17 protein-coding genes, 1 tRNA gene and 1 pseudogene are annotated in these 19835 nt (G+C 49.4%); 12 read left to right on the top strand and 7 right to left on the bottom strand.

The window, feature by feature from the left end:
- The first annotated feature begins 7 nt into the window (after window positions 1-7).
- On the top strand, window positions 8-3697 hold the full coding sequence (locus ACJJIJ_RS08935) for an efflux RND transporter permease subunit (protein ID WP_444939333.1): 3690 nt from the start codon (window positions 8-10) through the stop codon (window positions 3695-3697).
- A gap of 117 nt (window positions 3698-3814) precedes the next feature.
- Window positions 3815-4093 (top strand): hypothetical protein, encoded by a 279-nt coding sequence (locus tag ACJJIJ_RS08930; RefSeq protein WP_252081914.1) that lies wholly within the window; start codon window positions 3815-3817, stop codon window positions 4091-4093.
- 903 nt (window positions 4094-4996) lie between these two features.
- Here ACJJIJ_RS08930 and ACJJIJ_RS08925 read toward each other — a convergent pair.
- Window positions 4997-5425: pseudogene (locus ACJJIJ_RS08925) on the bottom strand (IS5 family transposase); the annotation flags it as partial.
- On the bottom strand, window positions 5326-5775 hold the full coding sequence (locus ACJJIJ_RS08920; RefSeq protein ID WP_353505425.1) for a transposase: 450 nt from the start codon (window positions 5773-5775) through the stop codon (window positions 5326-5328). The gene ACJJIJ_RS08920 and the pseudogene ACJJIJ_RS08925, both read right to left, overlap by 100 nt.
- 196 nt (window positions 5776-5971) lie before the next feature.
- Between ACJJIJ_RS08920 and ACJJIJ_RS08915 the strand changes: the two genes are divergently transcribed.
- Window positions 5972-6910: a UDP-glucose 4-epimerase family protein gene (locus ACJJIJ_RS08915; RefSeq protein ID WP_444939332.1), complete on the top strand. Its 939-nt coding sequence runs from the start codon at window positions 5972-5974 to the stop codon at window positions 6908-6910.
- A gap of 215 nt (window positions 6911-7125) precedes the next feature.
- On the opposite strand, the gene ACJJIJ_RS08910 is transcribed toward ACJJIJ_RS08915, so the two are convergent.
- The gene (locus ACJJIJ_RS08910; RefSeq protein ID WP_444939331.1) at window positions 7126-7677 is read right to left on the bottom strand and encodes a hypothetical protein; all 552 of its coding nucleotides are present in this window, start codon (window positions 7675-7677) and stop codon (window positions 7126-7128) included.
- A 539-nt stretch (window positions 7678-8216) separates the two neighbouring features.
- Here ACJJIJ_RS08910 and ACJJIJ_RS08905 point away from each other — a divergent pair.
- Together ACJJIJ_RS08905 and ACJJIJ_RS08900 are read left to right on the top strand one after the other, a co-directional pair.
- Window positions 8217-9383, top strand: coding sequence for a patatin-like phospholipase family protein (locus ACJJIJ_RS08905; RefSeq protein WP_444939330.1), 1167 nt, complete (start codon window positions 8217-8219; stop codon window positions 9381-9383).
- Window positions 9384-9461: 78 nt separating this feature from the next.
- Window positions 9462-10196: an SOS response-associated peptidase family protein gene (locus ACJJIJ_RS08900; RefSeq protein ID WP_444939329.1), complete on the top strand. Its 735-nt coding sequence runs from the start codon at window positions 9462-9464 to the stop codon at window positions 10194-10196.
- Between the two features lie 396 nt (window positions 10197-10592).
- Here ACJJIJ_RS08900 and ACJJIJ_RS08895 read toward each other — a convergent pair.
- Window positions 10593-10680: transfer RNA gene (locus tag ACJJIJ_RS08895), tRNA-Ser, on the bottom strand.
- Between the two features lie 164 nt (window positions 10681-10844).
- Complete coding sequence (locus ACJJIJ_RS08890) at window positions 10845-13793, bottom strand: Rne/Rng family ribonuclease (protein ID WP_444939328.1); 2949 nt, start codon at window positions 13791-13793, stop codon at window positions 10845-10847.
- Between ACJJIJ_RS08890 and ACJJIJ_RS08885 the strand changes: the two genes are divergently transcribed.
- Complete coding sequence (locus ACJJIJ_RS08885; RefSeq protein ID WP_444939327.1) at window positions 13792-14274, top strand: hypothetical protein; 483 nt, start codon at window positions 13792-13794, stop codon at window positions 14272-14274. The two genes, ACJJIJ_RS08890 and ACJJIJ_RS08885, sit on opposite strands and share 2 nt — an antisense overlap.
- 123 nt (window positions 14275-14397) lie before the next feature.
- On the opposite strand, the gene ACJJIJ_RS08880 is transcribed toward ACJJIJ_RS08885, so the two are convergent.
- The gene (locus ACJJIJ_RS08880) at window positions 14398-14589 is read right to left on the bottom strand and encodes a hypothetical protein (RefSeq protein ID WP_252081843.1); all 192 of its coding nucleotides are present in this window, start codon (window positions 14587-14589) and stop codon (window positions 14398-14400) included.
- Between ACJJIJ_RS08880 and rluC the strand changes: the two genes are divergently transcribed.
- Window positions 14588-15583, top strand: coding sequence for a 23S rRNA pseudouridine(955/2504/2580) synthase RluC (gene rluC, locus ACJJIJ_RS08875; RefSeq protein WP_444939326.1), 996 nt, complete (start codon window positions 14588-14590; stop codon window positions 15581-15583). The genes ACJJIJ_RS08880 and rluC overlap by 2 nt on opposite strands.
- A 12-nt stretch (window positions 15584-15595) precedes the next feature.
- Entirely contained in the window at window positions 15596-16240 is a 645-nt protein-coding gene (locus ACJJIJ_RS08870) for an HAD-IA family hydrolase (RefSeq protein ID WP_444939325.1), read from the top strand.
- On the opposite strand, the gene ACJJIJ_RS08865 is transcribed toward ACJJIJ_RS08870, so the two are convergent.
- A complete protein-coding gene (locus tag ACJJIJ_RS08865; protein ID WP_444939324.1) occupies window positions 16230-16829 on the bottom strand; it encodes a Maf family protein in 600 nt (199 codons plus the stop codon). The genes ACJJIJ_RS08870 and ACJJIJ_RS08865 overlap by 11 nt on opposite strands.
- A 107-nt stretch (window positions 16830-16936) precedes the next feature.
- Between ACJJIJ_RS08865 and ACJJIJ_RS08860 the strand changes: the two genes are divergently transcribed.
- The 4 genes from ACJJIJ_RS08860 (at window position 16937) to fabD (ending at window position 19795) form a co-directional block, all read left to right on the top strand.
- Complete coding sequence (locus tag ACJJIJ_RS08860) at window positions 16937-17479, top strand: YceD family protein (protein WP_252081839.1); 543 nt, start codon at window positions 16937-16939, stop codon at window positions 17477-17479.
- 74 nt (window positions 17480-17553) lie between these two features.
- Entirely contained in the window at window positions 17554-17748 is a 195-nt protein-coding gene (gene rpmF, locus ACJJIJ_RS08855; protein WP_252081838.1) for a 50S ribosomal protein L32, read from the top strand.
- Window positions 17749-17751: 3 nt separating this feature from the next.
- Window positions 17752-18798, top strand: coding sequence for a phosphate acyltransferase PlsX (gene plsX, locus ACJJIJ_RS08850; RefSeq protein WP_444884690.1), 1047 nt, complete (start codon window positions 17752-17754; stop codon window positions 18796-18798).
- Between the two features lie 52 nt (window positions 18799-18850).
- Entirely contained in the window at window positions 18851-19795 is a 945-nt protein-coding gene (gene fabD / locus ACJJIJ_RS08845) for an ACP S-malonyltransferase (RefSeq protein ID WP_444939323.1), read from the top strand.
- Window positions 19796-19835: the final 40 nt, after the last annotated feature.

Raw genomic sequence — 19835 nt, 5'->3', positions numbered from 1 at the left:
AATATCAATGGTGGTTAAAGACGAAAAAACCAGAGAAGAAATCCTGGAAGCTGAAAGTGAGCACCGCTTTAATACCGCTCGTTTTTTTGTCGATAACTCCTCCATTTCATGGGCGCTATTGGTCGGGGTTATGTTTTGGGGGCTTATTTCTTATATCGCGATGCCCAAAAGTAAGGATCCAGATATTCCCGTCCGTATAGCTACAGCAACAACCAAATGGCCAGGGCAAAGTGCCATCAAAGTTGAGGAGCTGGTAACACGACGAATAGAAGATGCCATCGCCCAGAGTGAATATCTCTACCAGCCAGATGCGCGCTCCTTTGCAATAAAATCCCTGACCCTTAACGGTGTGTCCGTAGTACAAACTCAGCTTGCCCCCCACACCGATGTCACCAAGGCATTTAACGATATAAACCTGAAACTAATTGACGCTCAGAGTCAACTGCCTTCAGGGACACAGGCTACTCAATTCAATGATGAATTTGGGGATACGGCTGCCGTGCTTTTGGCCGTAGCCAGCCCAAGGGCCGGAGCTACTGAAATTAGCCTCCGGGCAGAAAACATCCGAGAAGCATTATCGGAGGTTCGCGCCAAGTATAAAAACCAGGGAGTAGAACAGAGGGTTAGTATTATGGTGGCCCTGCCGCTTTCAGTGCACGGGGTGAATAGCTTGGCTGCCTTCAAGGTCTTTTCCCGCTGGATGGAGAAACAGGGTTATGGCACTGCATTTAAAATTCTGTCGGGCCCCGGTTATATCGGCGTAGATTTTACCTCTGATAAAAGCGATGAAGAGTTGATGCGCGCAGGATATCGTTTTTTAAATGAGCGACTTAGTGCACAGAAATTTTTTCCCGACTCCTGGCAGCCTTTTCTTGTACGAGATATTGCTAAAACTCGTGAGCGTCTTGCCGAAGTGGCTGGGGCAAAATACAGCTATCGGCAGCTGGATGATTTCTCTGATCTCATCGCTGCGAATATTCGCACTCTCCCGCAGGTAAAGCGGGTACTGCGTTCCGGGGTGCTGCAACAGCAAGTCGATTTGGTTTATTCCCAGGAGCGGCTTGCTTCTTACGGCCTGCGCCCGGATATGATTGGCCCAATACTCAATGCCCGCAATACAACCATTCCTGGCGGCAATCTGACTGTTGAGGATATGGATGTCGCAATATTTCCCAGTGGGGACTTTAGCAATTATGAAGACATTGGGGATGTACCTATCGCTTTGAGTGATGATGGTACTCCGGTGTACCTACGGGGTGTACTGGATGTTTCAATGGGCTATGAGTCGCCACCAGAGCTATTGAATTACTATGTCAGCAAATCTAAACACGATGGAACATGGCAACGGCATCGCAGCGTCAACTTATCGGTACAGATGCGTGATGGTGAGCAAATCGGCGAGCTAGGCAAGGTACTCACAAAGTTACTGGAACAGGTTAGAGCCGACTTGCCGCCAGATTTAATTATTGAAAAAGTATCTGATCAGCCCAGACAGGTAAAGGAAAGTGTGGGGCTTTTTATTGAGGCGCTGGTTGAAGCCATTATCCTTGTGGTTATTGTCGCTTTTATCGGGTTTTCTGATTGGCGTTCCGCTGTCCTACTGATGATCTCAATCCCGATTACCTTGGCAATGACCTTCGGCTTTATCCAGTTTATGGGGGTGGATATTCAACAGGTCTCTATTGCAGCCTTGATTATTGCCCTGGGGCTTTTAGTGGATGATCCTGTTGTTGCCGGGGATGCCATCAAGCGACAGATGGCCGCGGGAAAACCATCGTTTATTGCTGCCTGGCTTGGTCCAACCCTACTCGCGAAAGCCATTTTCTTTGCGACGCTCACCAATGTGGTTGCGTATTTACCTTTCTTACTACTAACCGGAAATCAAGGTGATTTTTTGCACAGTTTGCCAATTGTTATGGCCTGCGCATTGATCGCCTCCCGGATAGTATCTATGACTTTTCTGCCTTTCATAGGAAATCTTCTCTTGCGTCCACCGAAGCGTACAGAGCCAACACTGGAGGAGCGGCGGAAACATGGGCTTACAGGTGTGTACTATCGAACCGCTAGCTGGGCTATAGATCACAGGAAACTTGTACTACTGGGATTTCTACTTTTTCTGATTGCGGGAGTGGTATTGAAAACGCAGTTGAAAAATGCCTTTTTTCCAGATGACATTCAATATTTGTCCTATGTGGATGTCTGGTTGCAGAATGATGCAAGCATTGATGCAACAGATAATGTTGCCAAACAAGCGGAGCAGGTGATTAGACAAACAATAGAAAAGTATCAAAAAGAAAATGGTGGGAATTCTGATGAACCAATTCTACAGGCACTGAGTACTACCGTTGGTGGAGGGGCGCCGCGTTTTTGGTATACAGTGAACCCTCGGCCACAGCAAGCTAATTATGGTCAAATTATTATCCGTATCAATGATAAAAATCTGACTCCAAAGTTGGTGCCGTTTATTCAGGAAGCACTCAGTAAGAATATCCCCGGAGCCGATCTGGATGTGCGCCAACTGCAAACTACCCCGGTAGATTATCCCTTTGAAATAAGGGTGTCAGGGCGTGTGACAACCGGTTCTGAGGAAGAGCGTAAGGATATTATTATCTTGCGAGATGTTGCCGAGAGAGTGAAAAATATTGTACAGAAATCGGCATATGCTCGCACGGTTCGCCAGAACTGGGGAGAGAGGAGTCTTGCGGTTTATATGAATGTTCTTGAAGACCGGGCAGCGATGTCTAGAGTCACTAATGCGGATATTGCCCAGGCTTCATCAACGGCAATTAATGGTAGTGAGGTATCCACATTACGGGAGGGGGACAAAGAAATACCAATCGTTATTCGCCTCCGACTGGATCAGCGTGGGCAATTGCAGGATATTAACAACCTTTATGTGTTTTCATCAGATACTGAAGTAAGAGTTCCCCTAGAGCAGGTGGCTACAACAAGAATTGACTTTAGAACTGAGCGAATTCGTCGTTTGGAAAAATTTCGCACGATTTCTGTTTTTGCATACCCTTATGCAGGATTTATTGCCTCCGATATTATGGGAGATGTAAAAGATGAATTAGATGCCTTGCAAAAGACGCTGCCCAGTGGTTACCAAATACAAGCTTCTGGAGATGCGGCTAACTCAACACATGGGTTTGCACAGCTACTCATGATACTTGGTGTTTCCTCGGGGGCCATTTTTTTGGCTCTGGTTTTCCAGTTTAGTAACTTATTGAAGCCCTTGGTGGTATTTGCCACCGTACCACTGGGTATGGTGGGTGCCCTTGCCGCGCTTTATGTTACTGGCCAGCCATTCGGGTTTATGGCTTTTCTGGGGATAGTAAGCTTGGTAGGGGTAATTGTCAGCCATATTATTGTCTTGTTTGATTTTATAGAAGTGCGTCATGCCGCAGGCGATCCTTTCAGAGAGGCATTGTTGGACGCGGGGATCCTACGACTAAGACCAATCCTGATCACAATAGCGGCTACTACCTGCGCCCTGGTGCCTCTCGCTTTCCATGGTGGTCCTCTTTGGCAGCCTTTATGTTTTGCCCAGATAGGAGGCTTGATATTGGCAACCTGCGGTACTTTGCTACTGGTGCCGGTGCTTTATACCGTGATGGTGGTGGATCTAAAGTGGATTCACTGGCACGAGAGGGGTTCAGGCGCGGAAGACGGCAGTAGAAACATGGTAGAAGCATAAGAAGTCTACTTAGCCACCAGTGTCCTTTAGCGGGATTAGTCACCTCATATCGCTTAATTGGTCTGGTATTGACTATGGTTGGAGCCTAAACCTTAATTCCCCAACAGAGGAAGCCCGATGCGCCTGTTAATGAAAATCCTGATCCCCGTTAAAAGTGGCAATAATGCTATTGCAGACAAGTCCATGCCGAGAGCCTTCAATGATTTTATCGCTTCGGCTGAGCCTGAATCCTCCTATTTCTTTTTAGAGGATGGTAAGCGCGCGGCTATTTTTATTCTTGAGGAGAAGCGGCAGGATCATCTGATGGCTTATAACGAAAAGTTTTTTTCAGCTCTGGGTGCGGAAATTTGGATTACCCCAGTGCTAAATCAAAAAGAACTACAAAAGCACCTTTAAGTATTGACGTAGGCAAGTTTGATTTCTCCGAAAGAGCGTAGTTGGGGCTTGAACTTCGCGACACTAGACTAACCTTTTAGTTTGTTTAAAGTTTAAGTCTCTCGCTTCGGACTGTCCGGGCATCTAAATTTATTAGGGTCTGCTTATGCCTACAAATGGTAATAAACGGATTGGAGAGTCACTAATTGGTTTAAACAGTCTATTGATACTTGTCATTTACACATTCTCAGCTGGCACTATGGGGTTTGATACCAGCCCTTTAAATGGTTTTAGTGCCTCTAAATGGTCAACGCCTCATAGGTTAACGACATGGCCAGCGCCCAATAGGTTAACGACTAGTTACTATCTAAAGAAGCTTCCTCTGGGTGGCACTAGCCCGATTCCAGTAATATGTTTTTCTAATAGGAAACTGTTATCTGTTTCACCCATTGATTTTCTCTCAGATCAGCCCGCGTTAACCACGTTACGCTGGGCTATCCCTTCTAGGGCCAATGCTAGGGGGAGCGCGACATCGCAAAGGATTATAGCTTCGCCTATTCGCCACTTTGATGCGGTAATAAATAAAGACTTTAAAGCAAATTTGGCCCGCAAAAGATACCATCGCATCTGTGACCGTAAGGTTCCCAGAGATCTTAACCCCTGCGCTGAGGCTCGCTGGCATTATCGGCAAGCCAAGGCTTGCTTGGCAGCCCGAGAAAAGTGGGAGATTAAATGGGGAACCGCAGAAACTACTGAACCCCATGGGCGGGCTCTAGAGAATGTCAGAGCCAGAGTGAAAAATGCTGGCAAAGCTCAGCTTCGGTTTTGCAGCCTTAGAGATTAAAACTAAAGGTCGAATAAGAGAGCATTAAAACCCCTCTTGTGAACGCTTTTGAGTTGTCTAATTATTGCTTAGAAGCTGTTTCATAACTTATTTAACGTAATTAACATGCATGCAATATAGAAAAAAGCACGATAAGTGGACAAATATCGCTCCCATCTAACAACCAAACGGCGGTAATTTCCCAACCACGCAAAAGTCCGCTCAACTTTCCAACGGCGAGTATACCTTCTGAGCTTTCTACCATCCTGCCTTGAGGCTTTTTTCCTATTTATCCTGTGTGGACAGATAAGGTCGATTCCACGACTCAACAGACTATCTCTAAGAGGATCAGAGTCCGCCGCTTTATCATAAACTAAGCGATGAATCTTTGTATTTTTATACATAACATCAAGCAATGGATGTAATAACTTTACTTCTGCTGGTGAGGCCGAAGTAATGGTGCCTCCCAGTGGAATACCTTCGCCATCGACCACCACCATCCACTTTGAACCCTTGCCCCGCTTGGTTTTCCCGACTTCGAAGCCCCCTTTTTTGCTGGTGCAAAGCTACCATCAGAAAAGACTTCCTCCCAGTTAAGCAAAGACTGTTGATCCAATAGCTCCAGGAATCTTCTCCATGCATGTAGCCAAGCTCCTTGCTCTTCCCAAAACTGAAGCCTTCTCCAACATGTACTCGGTGATGGATAGTGTGAAGGAAGATCTTTCCATCGCGCTCCAGAACGCAAAACCCACAGGATGCCTTCAAAACAAGCCCGATTATCAATGGGTTTTGGGCCTCCCTTTCCTCGTTTTAATTCAGGAAGACATGGTTCGATCAATTTCCATTGATCATTGGTTAACTCTGACTTGAATCGGCTCACTATTGCTGAACTTTTTTTCTATGTAATTGCGTGAGAATAACCGATTTCAAGTTATGAAACAGCCTCTAGCCAAGATACTTTTATCTTCAGGCTACCCGTTTAGAGGCTCTTTATCGTCAGCCCTTCCACCAGTGACTCAATGCTCTCCCATCTGTAAACTACTCGTTGATGAAATTAGTTGATATGGGCGGGGCTTGTGGAAGAGCGAGTATTGTTGACCGGTGCCAGTGGCTTTATTGGAAGTGCTCTTTTATCAGCCCTGCGATCTAAAAGGGTCAAGGTACTGCCCGTGTATCGTCAGGAGGTAGAAGGGGGGCTTTATGTACCTCGCATAGATGCGGAAACTGACTGGGGTAGCACACTGAACAACATTGATGTGGTGATCCATACTGCCGCGAGAGTTCATGTGATGCAAGAAAGTGCTGTCGACCCCTTGGCAGAATTTCGTAAAGTCAACTTGGAAGGTACCTTACAACTGGCCCGCCAAGCGGCATCTTCAGGGGTAAAAAGGTTTATTTTCTTAAGCTCTATTAAGGTGAATGGGGAATCCACTACTGGCAGAGGCCCATTTACCGCAGAGGAGCCCTCAAATCCTGTAGACCCCTATGGGATTTCAAAAAAAGAAGCTGAGGATGCCTTGCTCGCTCTGGCAGAGGAAACTGGCCTGGAAGTGGTTGTTATTCGTCCACCACTAGTCTATGGACCTGGAGTAAAAGCTAACTTTCAATCCATGATGCGTTGGCTGCAGAAAGGTATTCCACTGCCGTTAGGTTCAATTAACAATCGGCGCAGCCTGGTTTCTGTCTATAACTTGATCGACTTGATCACAGTTTGTATTGAACACCCGAACGCAAGAAATCAAGTCTTCCTTGTATCTGATGGTCTTGATATGTCTATCACGGATTTATTGAGGCGGCTTTCAAGGAGCTTAAGGTGCCGGGCTCTATTGATGCCTGTGCCAGCATCTGTTCTGATCTTTACTCTCTCCCTACTGGGGAAAAGGGCTGTTGCCGATCGCCTATGTGGTTCTTTGCAAGTGGATATTGGAAAAACTATGAACCTGCTTGATTGGCAGCCACCGGTATCGGTAGAAGAGGGGCTTGCTAAGACTGCTGAAAGCCTGCAGAAATCTTAGTTTATAGATTAAGAAGCCTGGGAATATCTGAATGATTCCGCCAGGCTTTTGGCTCTATTTTTTTGCGAGTGTTCAGACTATTCACAAACCTGTTATGAAGACTTTGCCTTCTTAAGCAAGCCAGGTGCTGAAGTCTGTATAGGTATTCCGGAGCTACTCAGAGATCCCACAATTTAAAGGTCACACAATAAGTAATTGTGATGGCCTTCCAGTTTTTAGCCCCGTCTATTGACAACACTGGAGTAAAAACCCATTAGATAAGAGCTGGGCACTTCGATAACCGAGCGATGACCTGATTTTGCATAAAGCTTCACTCTAAGGCTTTCTCGCTTCTTGAGAGCATTGATGATCTGATTTTCACTCAATGTGACTTCCAGAGTTTCTTCAAGCATGCATTTAAATGCTGATGCACAGTTGAGGACTTTTCGATCGAGTTGGGATAGCTCAACCTCGTTTCCACCACTAAATGTGGCTGTGTCATAGTTGCGCCAGTTTTCCCGGTATGTGATATCAATACGCAGTTGGTATTGGGGGCTTCCGCCATTCTTGGGGGCAAGAGCACGTAGCATATAGTAGTACAGGTTGTGATCCGAGCCATCGGTGGTTGCCTGCATTGGAGGGCCGCTATATTCAGTTGCGTTATTTTCGAAACTATTATGTATCGTTACCGCCTGACGAACTTCACTAGCACTTTTTTGTGTGATGCTTGTGGTGGCGCTACATCCAGCTAGTAAGACAGCTGCCAGGTAGGTGGTGAACTTAGTCATAGGTCTTTTCCCAGTTTTTTAGGGTTCTTTTATGGGGGGAGTATCTCATATTTGACGCTAATTGTAGGGATTGATGCATTTTTTTTGACAAATGCCAGCGATAAAGTTTTGCATAAGATTTGAAAGGCCAGGATGCTAATGAATCAGTTAAGTCTGTTAGAACATATAGTGTGAGCAAGTTTCGAGAGGCTAGGCGTAACGTTCGTTAAGGATAATTGTAAAGCTATGAATAGGATAATGGCAGTAGGATATGAGTAGTCAATATCTGTATTTGCCTACAGAGAAGAAAAGCCACTAGTAATTCGTTCTCATATTTTTCGAAAAAAAGGATTATCTAGCTCTTTTTATGTCTGTTCGGATAAGTGTCTTGGGGGTGAAATTTTATATAGGTTTAATACTTTACTTGGGGGAATTTGTTTGTGGTATGTTATTTTTGATAAGACACAAGTCTCTCCAATAGAATTTTCAGCTAGCTTATGGTGGTAGAGTCAAACTTAAGGTTTGTGCTTATACTTTGTATGTAGGGTAGAGGTACTGTAATGAAAATCAAGCATTCTGTAGTCATTTTCTTTTTGTTAGTAGTGGCTCTAGGTTTGCTGGTTTTTTCTTACAATTATGTTTTTGTTCGCGGTATCAAGTTTGATTCCCAGCCGATTACAGAGGAGTTAATAAAAAGCAATGAGGCGTTAGAGAAAAAGGAAACAATTAATATTCTGATCATTGAAGGTGGTGGCGTCAGGGGGCTTATACCTCTCTATGTGATACAGCACATTGAGAAACAATTGGGGAAGCCTGTAGAGGAAGTGTTTGATGTCTTTAGTGGAGTTTCAACAGGTGCGATTATTGCCACCAGCTTGAATATTCCACTTTCTCAATTGGGTCGGCTTGATTTTGATCATGACAACATTTCCTCAAGAAGTGAAAGGTTAATAAAAGTATATGAAAAAGAAAGCGAGTTTCTGTTTTCAGTGCCCTGGTATCATAATGCCTTGACATTAAATGGATACCTCTCGCCGCAATTTATGGGTACCCACCTTTCAGAAGTCTTGGAGCGAAATTATTCCCCAGCGATGAATTTTACCAGCTTAAATAATTATGTAATTATCCCGTCTCTGGATGTACATAATGGACGGTTGCATCTTTTTAAGAATAGAGGGATAAAAGCTTTAGATTTGCCTACTAATACGCTTTATCAGCTCGTTGCTGCTGCATCGAGTGCGGAGGCTTTTTTTACCCCTGTTGATTTTGTGGGGCCAGACAAGAAGATTACTCATCGTTACTTTGCGGATGCAGCAATCACGGCTAATGATCCGGCTAACGTCATCTTGCATGATGTAATAAAAAATTTTCCAGGCAAAAACTACTACTTGCTGATTCTTGGTTCCGGGATACATCCAGTTCATACTATGGGTTTTGATTATAGAAGTCTTAAGAGTTGGGGGAAATTACGCTGGTTCCATGATGCAATATTTAGCATGACACGATCAATGGATTATCAGCAGATATTTTCTCTGGAAATTGCTGAGTCTTTGGCCCCCTCGCGGGTGAAATATGATTATCTAAATGTTGAGCTCATTGACCCCTTTGTGGGCCCTTTTGATTACAAATCAATTGACAAGCTTAAGATTCTTTCAGATAGGCTTATTGACGAAAATGAAGAGGAGATTGATAAAATAGTGGATTATCTGAAAGGTGAAGGCAGGTGATACACTCCTCTTAAATTCTCTTTCTTCTTTTAATCATCTTATTGGTGTGGTTCAGCCCACATTCTACGGTGAATTTCCATGTGCTACTCCTTTACGGCCCCTAGTGACAAGACGCTGTTATCACTTCCTGTAGGGTTTAGAGCGGATGCGAATGCCTGGAATCAATTCCGCTTCAACCAAAAATGGGAGAACTGCTCTGCTAAAGCGGAGGTTCGCCACGCGCTAGGGTTGAAGGGGCTACCTCGTGTCAGTCAATTCCGCCTTGCAGGGCCAGGCGAAAGAGTATACCCCCGCTATTTTGCGCCGGGCATAATATGTGATGGAGGTCAGAATTGGTTGCGCCCGCTACGTTACTCGATACGCCTATCCAACTCGGCTTGGGATCTAGCGACAAAATACAGTCTATATAACGCTCGGCTAGATAGATTGCTTGAAGCAAAAACCTGGCGCTCCCTGATTGGCCACCAGCATGGGATATTACCATTCACGAGTTTCTTTGAGTGGGTCGAACATAAGGGTAAGAAAGCTCAGGTCCAGTTTACTCCAAAGGGTAAAGATTTGATGTGGGCACCAATCCTTTGGGACTACTGGGAATCATTGGGGGGAGAGGTTGGTTACTTCTCATGCACCTTGATTACCGATGACCCGGCTCCAGAAGTTGAGGCGGTTGACCATGACCGTAGTCCAGTTTTTCTAGGGGCGGATCATATGTTGACTTGGTTAAATGCTGAATCTAAATCAGCTGAGGGTTGGCAAGATTTCTTAGCTGGGCATCGTGAGCCAGTAGCTTATCGTCACTACATGATGGTATGAGCAATGGGAGCCGCTTGCTCATGGGTATATCCTTCCCGGTAGGTCTTTATTTTTACATGCTGCGTTCATGAGTAGTATGCGCTTTCCTTATGATGCTCCCCTTTTTTTCTGTGGTGGTAGTTGTGGCGCTGGACGGTCAGCTGACTTGTTAAAGTTATTGATGGGGACGCGAGTAGTTACTAGTTACTGGCAGTCAATGAAAATATCCGCCAGTTCCTATCCGGGATGGGTATGAACTGATTGCGGAAGGACTGCCACGGTGCCAATTCGATACAGCAGGGGCGGAGCGGCTTTTGCTGTGAAGATCTTACAAAAGTTAAGTGGGGGAACAAGTGAGGGAGCACAAAGGGCACAAACAAAAAAGCCCTGATAAATCAGGGCTTTCTGCATGAATAATGGCGGTGGGGCAGGGATTCGAACCCTGGGACCTGTTACAGTCAACGGTTTTCAAGACCGCCGCTTTCGACCACTCAGCCACCCCACCAAATTGTGCTGTGCATTATACATAGCTTCGTGCTACATACAAGTGCCGTTTTAAATTTTTTCAATTAGTTCAATGGGTTAGGTGATTTATTGACCAGTCAAGGGCAATTCTTCAGATGTAAAAAGCCGCCAGCAGCTGAGCTGCTAGCGGCTTTGATTGGTTGCTTAGCCTGCTTCTGCAGAATTGTGGTCAGTATTAGCCTGTGTTACTTGACGTGCCACACGCGGGTCATTGGCTGGGCGTGCAAGTGTGCGAGGGCTGTGCTGGATGGCCGCTGGTTGAGCGGTGTCTAGCGGCTGCTGGGAGCCTATGTCACGATGCTCTGTCACGATTGCCAACTCCAGCAATGGCTTGGGGTTGATGCGCGGGTCGTTGCCGGCGCGTCCCTGAGTTGCCGGCGTAGCGATTTCCTCAGAAGCTTTAGCTTCTGCAGCCATCATTTCCTCTCTGGCGATAGCGTCGCCTTGCTCTACCGATGCCTTTGCGGCTTCACTGGCTTCTTTTAGGGCAGTTTCTTCAGCATCTTCAGTTGCTGCGGTAGCCTCCACGTTAGTAGCAAGTGCTGACACTTTTGTGGCTTTTACTTCTTGAGAGGCTTTGGGGGTTACCAGGGTAGGAGAGGGTTGCTCTTCTCTGGTTGCAGTAGCCTTTTCAGGTGTTACTGGCTGCTGAGCGGGTGCCTCGTTTGTGATTGCTGGCTGTGCCTTTGGGGAGGCCTCTGCAACTGGTTTTACTTCCGCTTGGCTTTCAGAAACCTTAGGCGCAAAAGGCTTTTGCTCAGGAGCCTTCACTACAGGCTTGGACTCGGTTACCTGGGTGGGCTCGGGAGCTTTTTGCTCTTTGTGCTTGTGCTTGGGCTTCGCCGCCTCACTCACAGGAGCTTCGGTTAAGTTATTGGCTGCGGTATCCCTGGATTTCCTGGCTTCACTTTCCGCTTCGTCAATCGCTTCATTGACTTCGCGATTTAGCTCTTCCTGGCTCTGAGCTACGGCTGTGGCGGCAGTGTTTTCTGTACGGCGGCCACGACGACGAGCTTGTGGACGGCCGCGAACATTGCTGGGGCGACGTGCTGGGCGATCCTGATCGGCGCTTTCATCTACCTGTGAGATGTTTTCGTTAGTATTACCCTCGGAGGCGTTGCCGCGATTTTCATCTTTACGGCGATTGTCTCCGCTGCGGCGGCGGCGGCGACGGCGCTGTCCTTCACCGCGATCGGCTCCGCTATCACGCTCATCGAACGACTTTGTGGTCTGCCTGGCTTCGCGCAGGTCATCGCTCTTGCTATCTTCGCGGCGATCGTCTTTGCGGCGAGCCTGACGTTCATTGCGACTGCCCCGGTTGCCACCGCGCTGATTGCGATTGCGGTTGCGATTGCGCTGGTAATCTTTACCGCGGTTTTGGGACTTCTGATGCTTCTTGGGCTCTTCTTCTTTGCTGGTGAAAAGCTCAGCAATAGCGTTTATCAGGCGGCTAAACAGACCTGGCTCCGGTTTTTTCTCCGGAGTTGGTGCCGGTGCGGTGTGGGCGAGCGGTTGTACAGCAGGCTGTGCTTGTGGGCGCTTAGGCTGCTCTTCTTTCTTGGTGACAGTTTCCTCTACGCTTCCAGATATTTTATAGGAGGTTTCGAGGGTAGATGTGTCGTCATCGCGTAGGCGTTGAACTTCAAAGTGCGGCGTTTCAATTTCCGCATTTGGTACGACCACTACGCGGGTTTTATTGCGTGACTCAATTTGGGAGATCGCCTTGCGCTTCTCGTTGAGGAGATAGGTGGCAACATTTACCGGGGTAATTGCGCGAATCTCTGCGCTGCGCTCCTTTTTGGCCTCTTCTTCTACCAGGCGCAAGATAGAGAGGGCCAGAGATTTGGTGCCGCGAATAGTGCCTTGGCCGCTACAGCGGGGGCAAACGCGGAAGGTGGTTTCACCGAGAGATGGGCGCAGGCGCTGGCGTGACATTTCCAGCAAGCCGAAGCGGGAGATGCGGCCAACTTGTACACGGGCGCGGTCCATGCTGAGAGCTTTCTCCATGCGCTTTTCAACTTCGCGCTGATTGGACTTGCTTTGCATGTCGATAAAGTCGATCACGACCAGGCCGCCCATATCGCGCAGGCGCAGCTGGCGGGCAATCTCATCGGCGGCTTCCAGGTTGATGTTGCGCGCGGTCTCCTCAATGTCTCCGCCTTTGGTGGCGCGGGAGGAGTTGATATCAATGGAGACCAGTGCTTCAGTCACATCAATAACGATTGAGCCACCGGAGGGAAGTTTTACTTCGCGTTCAAAGGCGGTCTCAATCTGGCTTTCGATTTGGTATCGGTTGAAGAGCGGGATTGAGTCTTCGTAGGGTTTTACCTTATGGGCGTAATGGGGCATTACTTGGCGGGCAAATTCCGAAACAAGCTCGTACGCTTTTGGGTCGTCGACGATGACTTCGCCAATATCATCGCGCATGTAGTCGCGAATTGCGCGAATGATTACATCGCTTTCTTGGAAGAGAAATTTTGGCGCACTGTTTTTGCTGGAAGCTTCTGTTATAGAGTTCCACAGTTTTAGCAGGTAGTTGAGATCCCATTGCAGCTCTTCGCCACTGCGGCCCACACCGGCGGTGCGTACAATCATGCCCATGCCAGAGGGGACATCCACGCTGGCTAGGGCGTCACGTAGCTCAGAGCGTTCATCGCCCTCAATGCGACGGGAGATGCCGCCGGCACGGGGGTTGTTCGGCATTAGTACCAGATAGCGCCCGGCGAGACTGATAAATGTGGTGAGGGCGGCGCCTTTGTTGCCGCGCTCTTCCTTATCTACCTGGACAACAACCTCCATCCCCTCTTTGACGACATCTTTAATCTTGATGCGGCCTTCGATGTCCTTGGGTTGCTTGAGGAAGTATTCTCGGGAAATTTCTTTCAGGGGAAGGAAGCCGTGGCGCTCTTCACCGTAGTCGACGAATGCGGCTTCAAGCGAGGGTTCTACACGGGTGATTTTACCTTTGTAGATGTTGGCTTTTTTCTGTTGACGGGTGCGATTTTCAATATCCAGGTCATAGAGCCACTGGCCGTCCACCAGTGCTACACGCAACTCCTCAGGCTGGGTTGCGTTGATCAACATTCTCTTCATGCGTGTCGATTTCCTTGCGTTGCGCAAAGGTGAGACACCGCTCATTGCAGGCTTGCTTATGGGCCGCCAAGAGGAGATGACCTGGTGGCGGGGCAGGGAAGTTAGAGAGGCTGTCTGTTCCGCAAATTCAGTCTACGCGGCCTTTCGAGACGAGCGTTCGCCCAACATTCCACTGCAAAAACTCCGGATATGCGATGCTGTGCTGCTATCCGTTGGCACTTACCAGTACCTTTCTTCCTTTAGTACCTTACGTTTAGTACTGCCCTGTACCGGGGCCGTGGGTTTCCATGGCCGGGTTGGGCGCCACCCTTGGGTCAGTTTCAAGCTGGGCGGCAAGGTTTGCGTCATCGTTTCTAGCTCTGTAGCTCGGCTTTTGGCCGCTACTCTTCTTCATTTTGTTGACCAGGTTAAAGTAAGCAGTTGTCTCCTGGTTGCCAGTTCGGTCGCTGGCATTATCTACAGAGCGGGACGCAAGTTTTGAGTCGTCCTTTCAAGCGCTGCGGGTCGCGGCCCGTCTTACCTTCGCGATTGTTACCCACTTAACTGTGGGCTGTTGTGCTGGTGAGGCCCCCTTGAGATTCTCGTTTTGGGGAGTGCTCATCAGCTAAGTTTTTATCAATAACACGGGTATGCCCGCGCACTGGCCGAACAGCAGTATTTTCTCCGAAGCCATGGCTATTTCTTCATGTGGGAAGCCGCCGATGACCGAAAACCAGCCGAATTCAGGCCGGCCGAATATAGCACGGGCAGGGAGGTGCTTCAATTGTCCTTGCGGCGGCGCTATGATGCGCGTCATGCGAAGTACATCTCCCCTGAAAACGGCTGCGGCCGACACTCCCTCTGATACCTGGAATCCCTCTGGCGGCGTGCAGTTTTTGACTGTGCCTGAAGAGCTGGCTGGGCAGAGGATTGACAATTTCCTTCAGGCACGCCTAAAAGGTGTGCCCCGTTCACGCGTTTACCGAATCCTGCGCAAGGGTGAGGTAAGGGTAAATAAAGGACGGGTAAAGGCAGAATACAAGCTCGCGGCGGGCGATATGGTGCGTGTGCCGCCAATTCGTGCGGCAGAGCAGGCTCCTGCCCCCCATGCTGGAGAGCAGCTGCGCCAGTTGGTGCACGACTCCATACTTTATGATGACAAGGGCCTGCTTGTGATCAATAAGCCTGCCGGCCTTGCCGTTCATGGCGGTAGCGGCGTCCGGCTTGGTTTGATTGAAGTGCTCCGGCAGATGTATCCGCAGAGTCCGTTTATTGAGCTTGTGCATCGCCTCGACCGGGATACTAGCGGTGCGATCATGGTGGCGCGCAAGCGTAATGTTTTACAGCATGTGCAGGCGGAGCTGAGGGGTGGACGGATTGGGAAGTCTTATCTGGCGCTGGCGGTAGGTAAATGGCCACGAGGTAGGAGGGTTGTTGAAGCCCCGTTGCGTAAAAACACCCTCAAGAGTGGCGAGCGGATGGTCTCGGTGCATCAGGATGGAAAGGCTTCCGAGACGCGCTTCCAAGTGTTGGAGCGTTTTAAAGCGGCAACACTGCTGGGCGCAGAGCCGGTAACCGGGCGCACCCACCAGATTCGTGTGCACGCCCAGTTTGTTGGTTGTCCCCTGGCGGGTGATAGTAAGTACACCGATGATGAGGATAACCGTGCGTTTCGTGAGCGAGGCCTAAAGCGTCTTTTCCTGCACTCGGCTTCTGTGCGCTGCACGCTTCCAGACGGCACCGATGTACATGTTGAAGCGCCGCTACCCACTGAAATGCGGGCGCTGTTAAAGAAGTTGCGAGACGAATAAAGGGGCGCGGCGATGCTGGTTATTCTCGATTGGGATGGCACAGTTTGTAATTCCGAGACGCGGATTGTTGGCTGCATGCTGCGCGCGGCGGCGCGAGTTGGTTTGCCGGCGCTTTCTCCTGAAGCGGTGAGCAATATTATTGGATTGGGTTTGCCGGAGGCGGTGGCTACTCTTTTTCCTGAGGCTGTTGATAAAGATCGGCAAGCCTTGAAGCAATTCTACTCAGAAGAGTGGATGGCGGCGCGAGTGGAGCCCCTACCTTTATTTGATGGGGTTTTAGATACTTTGGATGCGTTGCTTTGCCAGGGGCATCAGTTGGCGGTCGCCACGGGGAAGAGTCGTCGAGGCCTCAGTCGGGAGTTTGAAGAGCATGGCATGGAGCACTTATTTATAGCGAGCCGCTGTGCAGATGAAACTGCTTCCAAGCCAGACCCATTGATGCTGAGTGAGCTGCTAGCTGAAGTTGATTGCGGTGTTGATGATGCGGTGATGGTTGGTGACACCACTTATGACTTGGCAATGGCGGCAGCGATTGGTATGCCCGCCGTGGGGGTTAGCTATGGCGCTCATTGCCCAAGTCGCCTGCGGGAGTGTAATCCCCAGGCGATTATCGATGAGTTTTCCGGATTGCTGGGTTGGCCGCCGCTTAGCTCTTAGCAGTTGATTTCAGTGGATCTATACCAAATTCGCCGAGCAGATCTACCAGGCGAATTAGGGGCAAACCTATAAGAGTGTTGATGTCGGTGCCGTCGAGCTTTTCAAATAATGCTATACCGAGGCCCTCGACTTTAAATGAGCCTGCACAATCGTAGGGCTCTTCCAACTCAATATATTTTTCAATTTGCGGAAGGCTGAGTGGCCGGAAATACACTGTAAAGGTTTCCACGGTGCTCACTTGGCGGTTGCTTGCGCTTTCCAGCAAAGACAGCCCTGTATGGAAGGTAACTTTGTTGCCGGAGCAGGCCTGTAGTTGAGCAATGGCTTTGTCGCGATTACCGGGCTTGCCCAGAATTTGTCCCCGGCATTCTGCAACCTGGTCGGAGCCGATGATCAGGGATTGGGGGTTGTCTCGCATTAAAGCGCGAGATTTTTCCTGTGCGAGCCTTAAGGCAAGGGCGTCAGCGGCCTCCCCTGGCTTGGCATCTTCATTTATATGGGGAGACGCGGTCTGAAAGGGGAGGTGGAGTTGCTTCAGTAGCGCCCTGCGGTAGGGGGAGCTGGAAGCTAGTATCAGTGTGGAGGCCATTATTTGGGCGGTTCCATGGTTGTTAGGTCAAAGTTTGTGACCGAGCGATACTGCAGTGGCTGAATTGTTTTGACAAGGGTAGGGTGAGTCCATAGAATTGCGCGCTTATGTCGATAGCCCCCTCTAAATCAGTATTGCCTAAGAGCGTTGACGCTCGGAAATTGGTGCAGCGCGAGCAGTATCTGGAAGGTATTTTGCCTCTGGAGTCACTGCAGCGACTACGTGAAGCCGTTGAGTCTGTGAAAGGGGAGGTCGAGGCTGAAATCCAATTTGGCCGCGACCTGCAAAATCACCTCACTGTTAGCGGTAAGGTGCACTGCACGGTGGATTTGTTATGCCAGCGTTGCCTGCATCCTGTGGGCGAGCAGCTCGAGGCGCAGTTTTGCTGGGGTATCGTTTGGTCTGAAGAGCAGGGCAAGGCTCTTCCCAAAGACTTGGATCCGGTGATTCAGGATGGCGATGAGCTGGACTTGCACCAGATCCTCGAAGATGAAATTTTGCTCAATCTGCCGATGGTGGCTTATCACGATGAGGAGTGTGTCTCCAAGGAGACTTTCCATATTGGTGAGAAGGCATCTGAAGCGGGTGAGCAACGGGAAAACCCCTTTAAAGTGCTGGAGCAGTTGAAGGGTTCTTCGGGAAAATCCTAGATTTTCTCTTAGAGTTTGGGCTCGCCGGTAGGCGCCCCGGTTCCAGCGAAATTTGTTTATTTTAGGAGCTAGCAATGGCTGTTCAACAAAACAAGAAGACTCGTTCCCGTCGCGGTATGCGCCGTTCACACGACGCTCTAGGCGCCGGTGCAACTCTCTCCGTAGACCCGACTACCGGTGAAAAGCACCGTCGCCACCACGTGACCAAAGATGGTTTCTACCGTGGTCGCAAGGTGATCGACATCGGCGGCGGCTCCGAAGAAGAGTAAGCTTTGTCCAGCCAATTGCGATTGGCCGTGGATGCAATGGGCGGGGACTTAGGTCCCCGCTCTGTCGTTCCGGCCTGTATTAGATTTCTTCAAAATTTCCCTGAAGCGCAGTTGAAACTTTTCGGCCCGCGCGCGCAATTAGAAGCTCTGCTCCTCGAGCAGCGCCACGCCCAAATTCCCGATCGCCTTGAAATCATCCCTTGTGAGCAGGTTGTTACCCAAGAGTGCAACCCTTTGCAGGCGGTTCGCCATAAGCGCAACTCCACCATGGCTCAAGCTCTAAAAGCTGTGGCGGAAGGTAGTGCCCAGGCAATGGTTACCTCTGGAAATACCGGCGCCCTTTTGGCCTTAAGTCGCAGTGTTCTGGGTAATATTGAGGGCGTTCGCAAGCCGGCACTGGGCAAGTCTGTACCCTCAGGGCACGGTTCCTGCTACCTTTTGGATCTCGGTGCAAATGTGGGGTGCAGCGCGGAAGATCTACTGCAGTTTGCGCGTATGGGTATTGAGGCTCAGCATCTACACACTGGCGTTCCGCGTGCGGACATTGAGGTTGCACTGCTGAATATTGGTGCCGAGGCGCACAAAGGTACTGCTGAAATACGCAGGGCGGCCGAGCTCCTCGAGGGGGATCCACAGGTTAACTATGTGGGTTTTGTGGAGGGGCACGACATCTTTACCGGGGCTGTCGATGTAGTTGTGTGCGATGGTTTGATGGGAAATGTTGCCATGAAATCCGCCGAAGGTGTGATTAGACTGATGGGTCAAAAAGCGTTCACCATTGAGAAAAAGGGGTGTTTCAAACGTTTTTTTGGCCAATTAGCCATAAAGTTGTTGCGAAAATGGCGCACACAGGTGGAACCCGCTCGCTATAATGGCGCCAGCTTTGTAGGGGTGAAGGGCAACGTGATTAAAAGTCACGGGGGTGCCAGCAGCGAAGCTTTTTACCGGGCTATGGTGACGGCAAAAGAATGTGCCGATGCCGATTTGGCTGCCAGAGTTGGCGCCGCCTTGGTACAAGCTGGCGAGCGAAACTCAAAGGAAATGGGGTAGATACCACACCTCCCTCCTACTGAAATTTGCCAAACAGGTTTAAGGATATCTTATGACCAATGCCGCGCTTGCATTCGTCTTTCCGGGGCAGGGATCTCAAAAGATCGGCATGCTCTCCGAAATTGCTCAGGAGGCCCCTGAAATCCAATCCACCTTTGCTGAAGCCTCAGAAGTCCTGGGATATGACCTCTGGGATCTCTGTCAAAATGGTGAGCAGGAAGCAATCAATCTTACCCAGCGTACACAACCTCTTCTTTTAGCCTCCAGTGTTGCTCTCTATCGCCATTGGCGCGCTCGTGGTGGTGCGGTGCCTGCTCGCATGGCAGGGCATAGTCTTGGGGAGTGGTCGGCATTGGTGTGTTCCGGTGTCCTGGCTTTTAAAGATGCTGTCCATCTGGTTCGTGAACGTGGCCGTCTGATGCAGGAAGCTGTACCCGTGGGTACAGGAGCTATGGCCGCAGTGATTGGGCTTGATGATGATGTGGTGGGAGAGCTCTGTGCTAAAGCCGCTCAAGGTGAAGTGGTGGCTGCGGTGAACTACAACTCTCCGGGCCAGATCGTAATTGCAGGCAATAGTGCTGCTGTGGAAAGGGCGATAGATGCCTGTAAGGCGGCCGGTGCAAAGCGTGCCATGCCTTTGCCGGTGAGTGCGCCATTTCATACTGGGTTAATGCGTCCGGCAGCGGAGAAGCTCGCCCCTCAGATCGAGGCGGCGGAATTTAGTGCCCCGCAAATCCCTGTTGTACACAACGTGCATGCCGAAACTGAATCTGATCCTGCGAAGATCAAGGCTTTGATGATTGAGCAGATATATAGTCCGGTTCGCTGGACTGCCTGTGCGCAAAAGCTGATAAACGATGGTGCTTCCCAGCTGGTCGAGTGTGGTCCGGGTAAGGTGCTGGCTGGTCTCATCAAGCGTATTGATCGCAGTGCCGTTTGTCACGGTATAGACACTCCCAGCAGCTTTAATGAAGCGCTGAGATCTACAGCCGCCTGAGTTGCTCAGGCACGATGGCAATGGTCAAATAAGGATAAAG

The organism is Microbulbifer mixtoriginis (SeqCode), from assembly GCF_052467945.1.
Note: the sequence above shows the minus strand (reverse complement) of the source record. Positions and strands in the feature narration are given on the sequence as shown.

What these genes read in the sequence shown, in the direction of transcription:
- ACJJIJ_RS08935 (WP_444939333.1), top strand. Translation starts at nt 8, where the DNA reads ATGGTGGTTAAAGACGAAAAAACCAGAGAAGAAATCCTGGAAGCTGAA.
- ACJJIJ_RS08930 (WP_252081914.1), top strand. Translation starts at nt 3,815, where the DNA reads ATGCGCCTGTTAATGAAAATCCTGATCCCCGTTAAAAGTGGCAATAAT.
- ACJJIJ_RS08910 (WP_444939331.1), bottom strand. Translation starts at nt 7,677, where the DNA reads ATGACTAAGTTCACCACCTACCTGGCAGCTGTCTTACTAGCTGGATGT.
- ACJJIJ_RS08905 (WP_444939330.1), top strand. Translation starts at nt 8,217, where the DNA reads ATGAAAATCAAGCATTCTGTAGTCATTTTCTTTTTGTTAGTAGTGGCT.
- ACJJIJ_RS08900 (WP_444939329.1), top strand. Translation starts at nt 9,462, where the DNA reads ATGTGCTACTCCTTTACGGCCCCTAGTGACAAGACGCTGTTATCACTT.
- ACJJIJ_RS08885 (WP_444939327.1), top strand. Translation starts at nt 13,792, where the DNA reads ATGCGTGTCGATTTCCTTGCGTTGCGCAAAGGTGAGACACCGCTCATT.
- ACJJIJ_RS08890 (WP_444939328.1), bottom strand. Translation starts at nt 13,793, where the DNA reads ATGAAGAGAATGTTGATCAACGCAACCCAGCCTGAGGAGTTGCGTGTA.
- rluC (WP_444939326.1), top strand. Translation starts at nt 14,588, where the DNA reads ATGCGAAGTACATCTCCCCTGAAAACGGCTGCGGCCGACACTCCCTCT.
- ACJJIJ_RS08880 (WP_252081843.1), bottom strand. Translation starts at nt 14,589, where the DNA reads ATGACGCGCATCATAGCGCCGCCGCAAGGACAATTGAAGCACCTCCCT.
- ACJJIJ_RS08870 (WP_444939325.1), top strand. Translation starts at nt 15,596, where the DNA reads ATGCTGGTTATTCTCGATTGGGATGGCACAGTTTGTAATTCCGAGACG.
- ACJJIJ_RS08865 (WP_444939324.1), bottom strand. Translation starts at nt 16,829, where the DNA reads ATGGCCTCCACACTGATACTAGCTTCCAGCTCCCCCTACCGCAGGGCG.
- ACJJIJ_RS08860 (WP_252081839.1), top strand. Translation starts at nt 16,937, where the DNA reads ATGTCGATAGCCCCCTCTAAATCAGTATTGCCTAAGAGCGTTGACGCT.
- rpmF (WP_252081838.1), top strand. Translation starts at nt 17,554, where the DNA reads ATGGCTGTTCAACAAAACAAGAAGACTCGTTCCCGTCGCGGTATGCGC.
- fabD (WP_444939323.1), top strand. Translation starts at nt 18,851, where the DNA reads ATGACCAATGCCGCGCTTGCATTCGTCTTTCCGGGGCAGGGATCTCAA.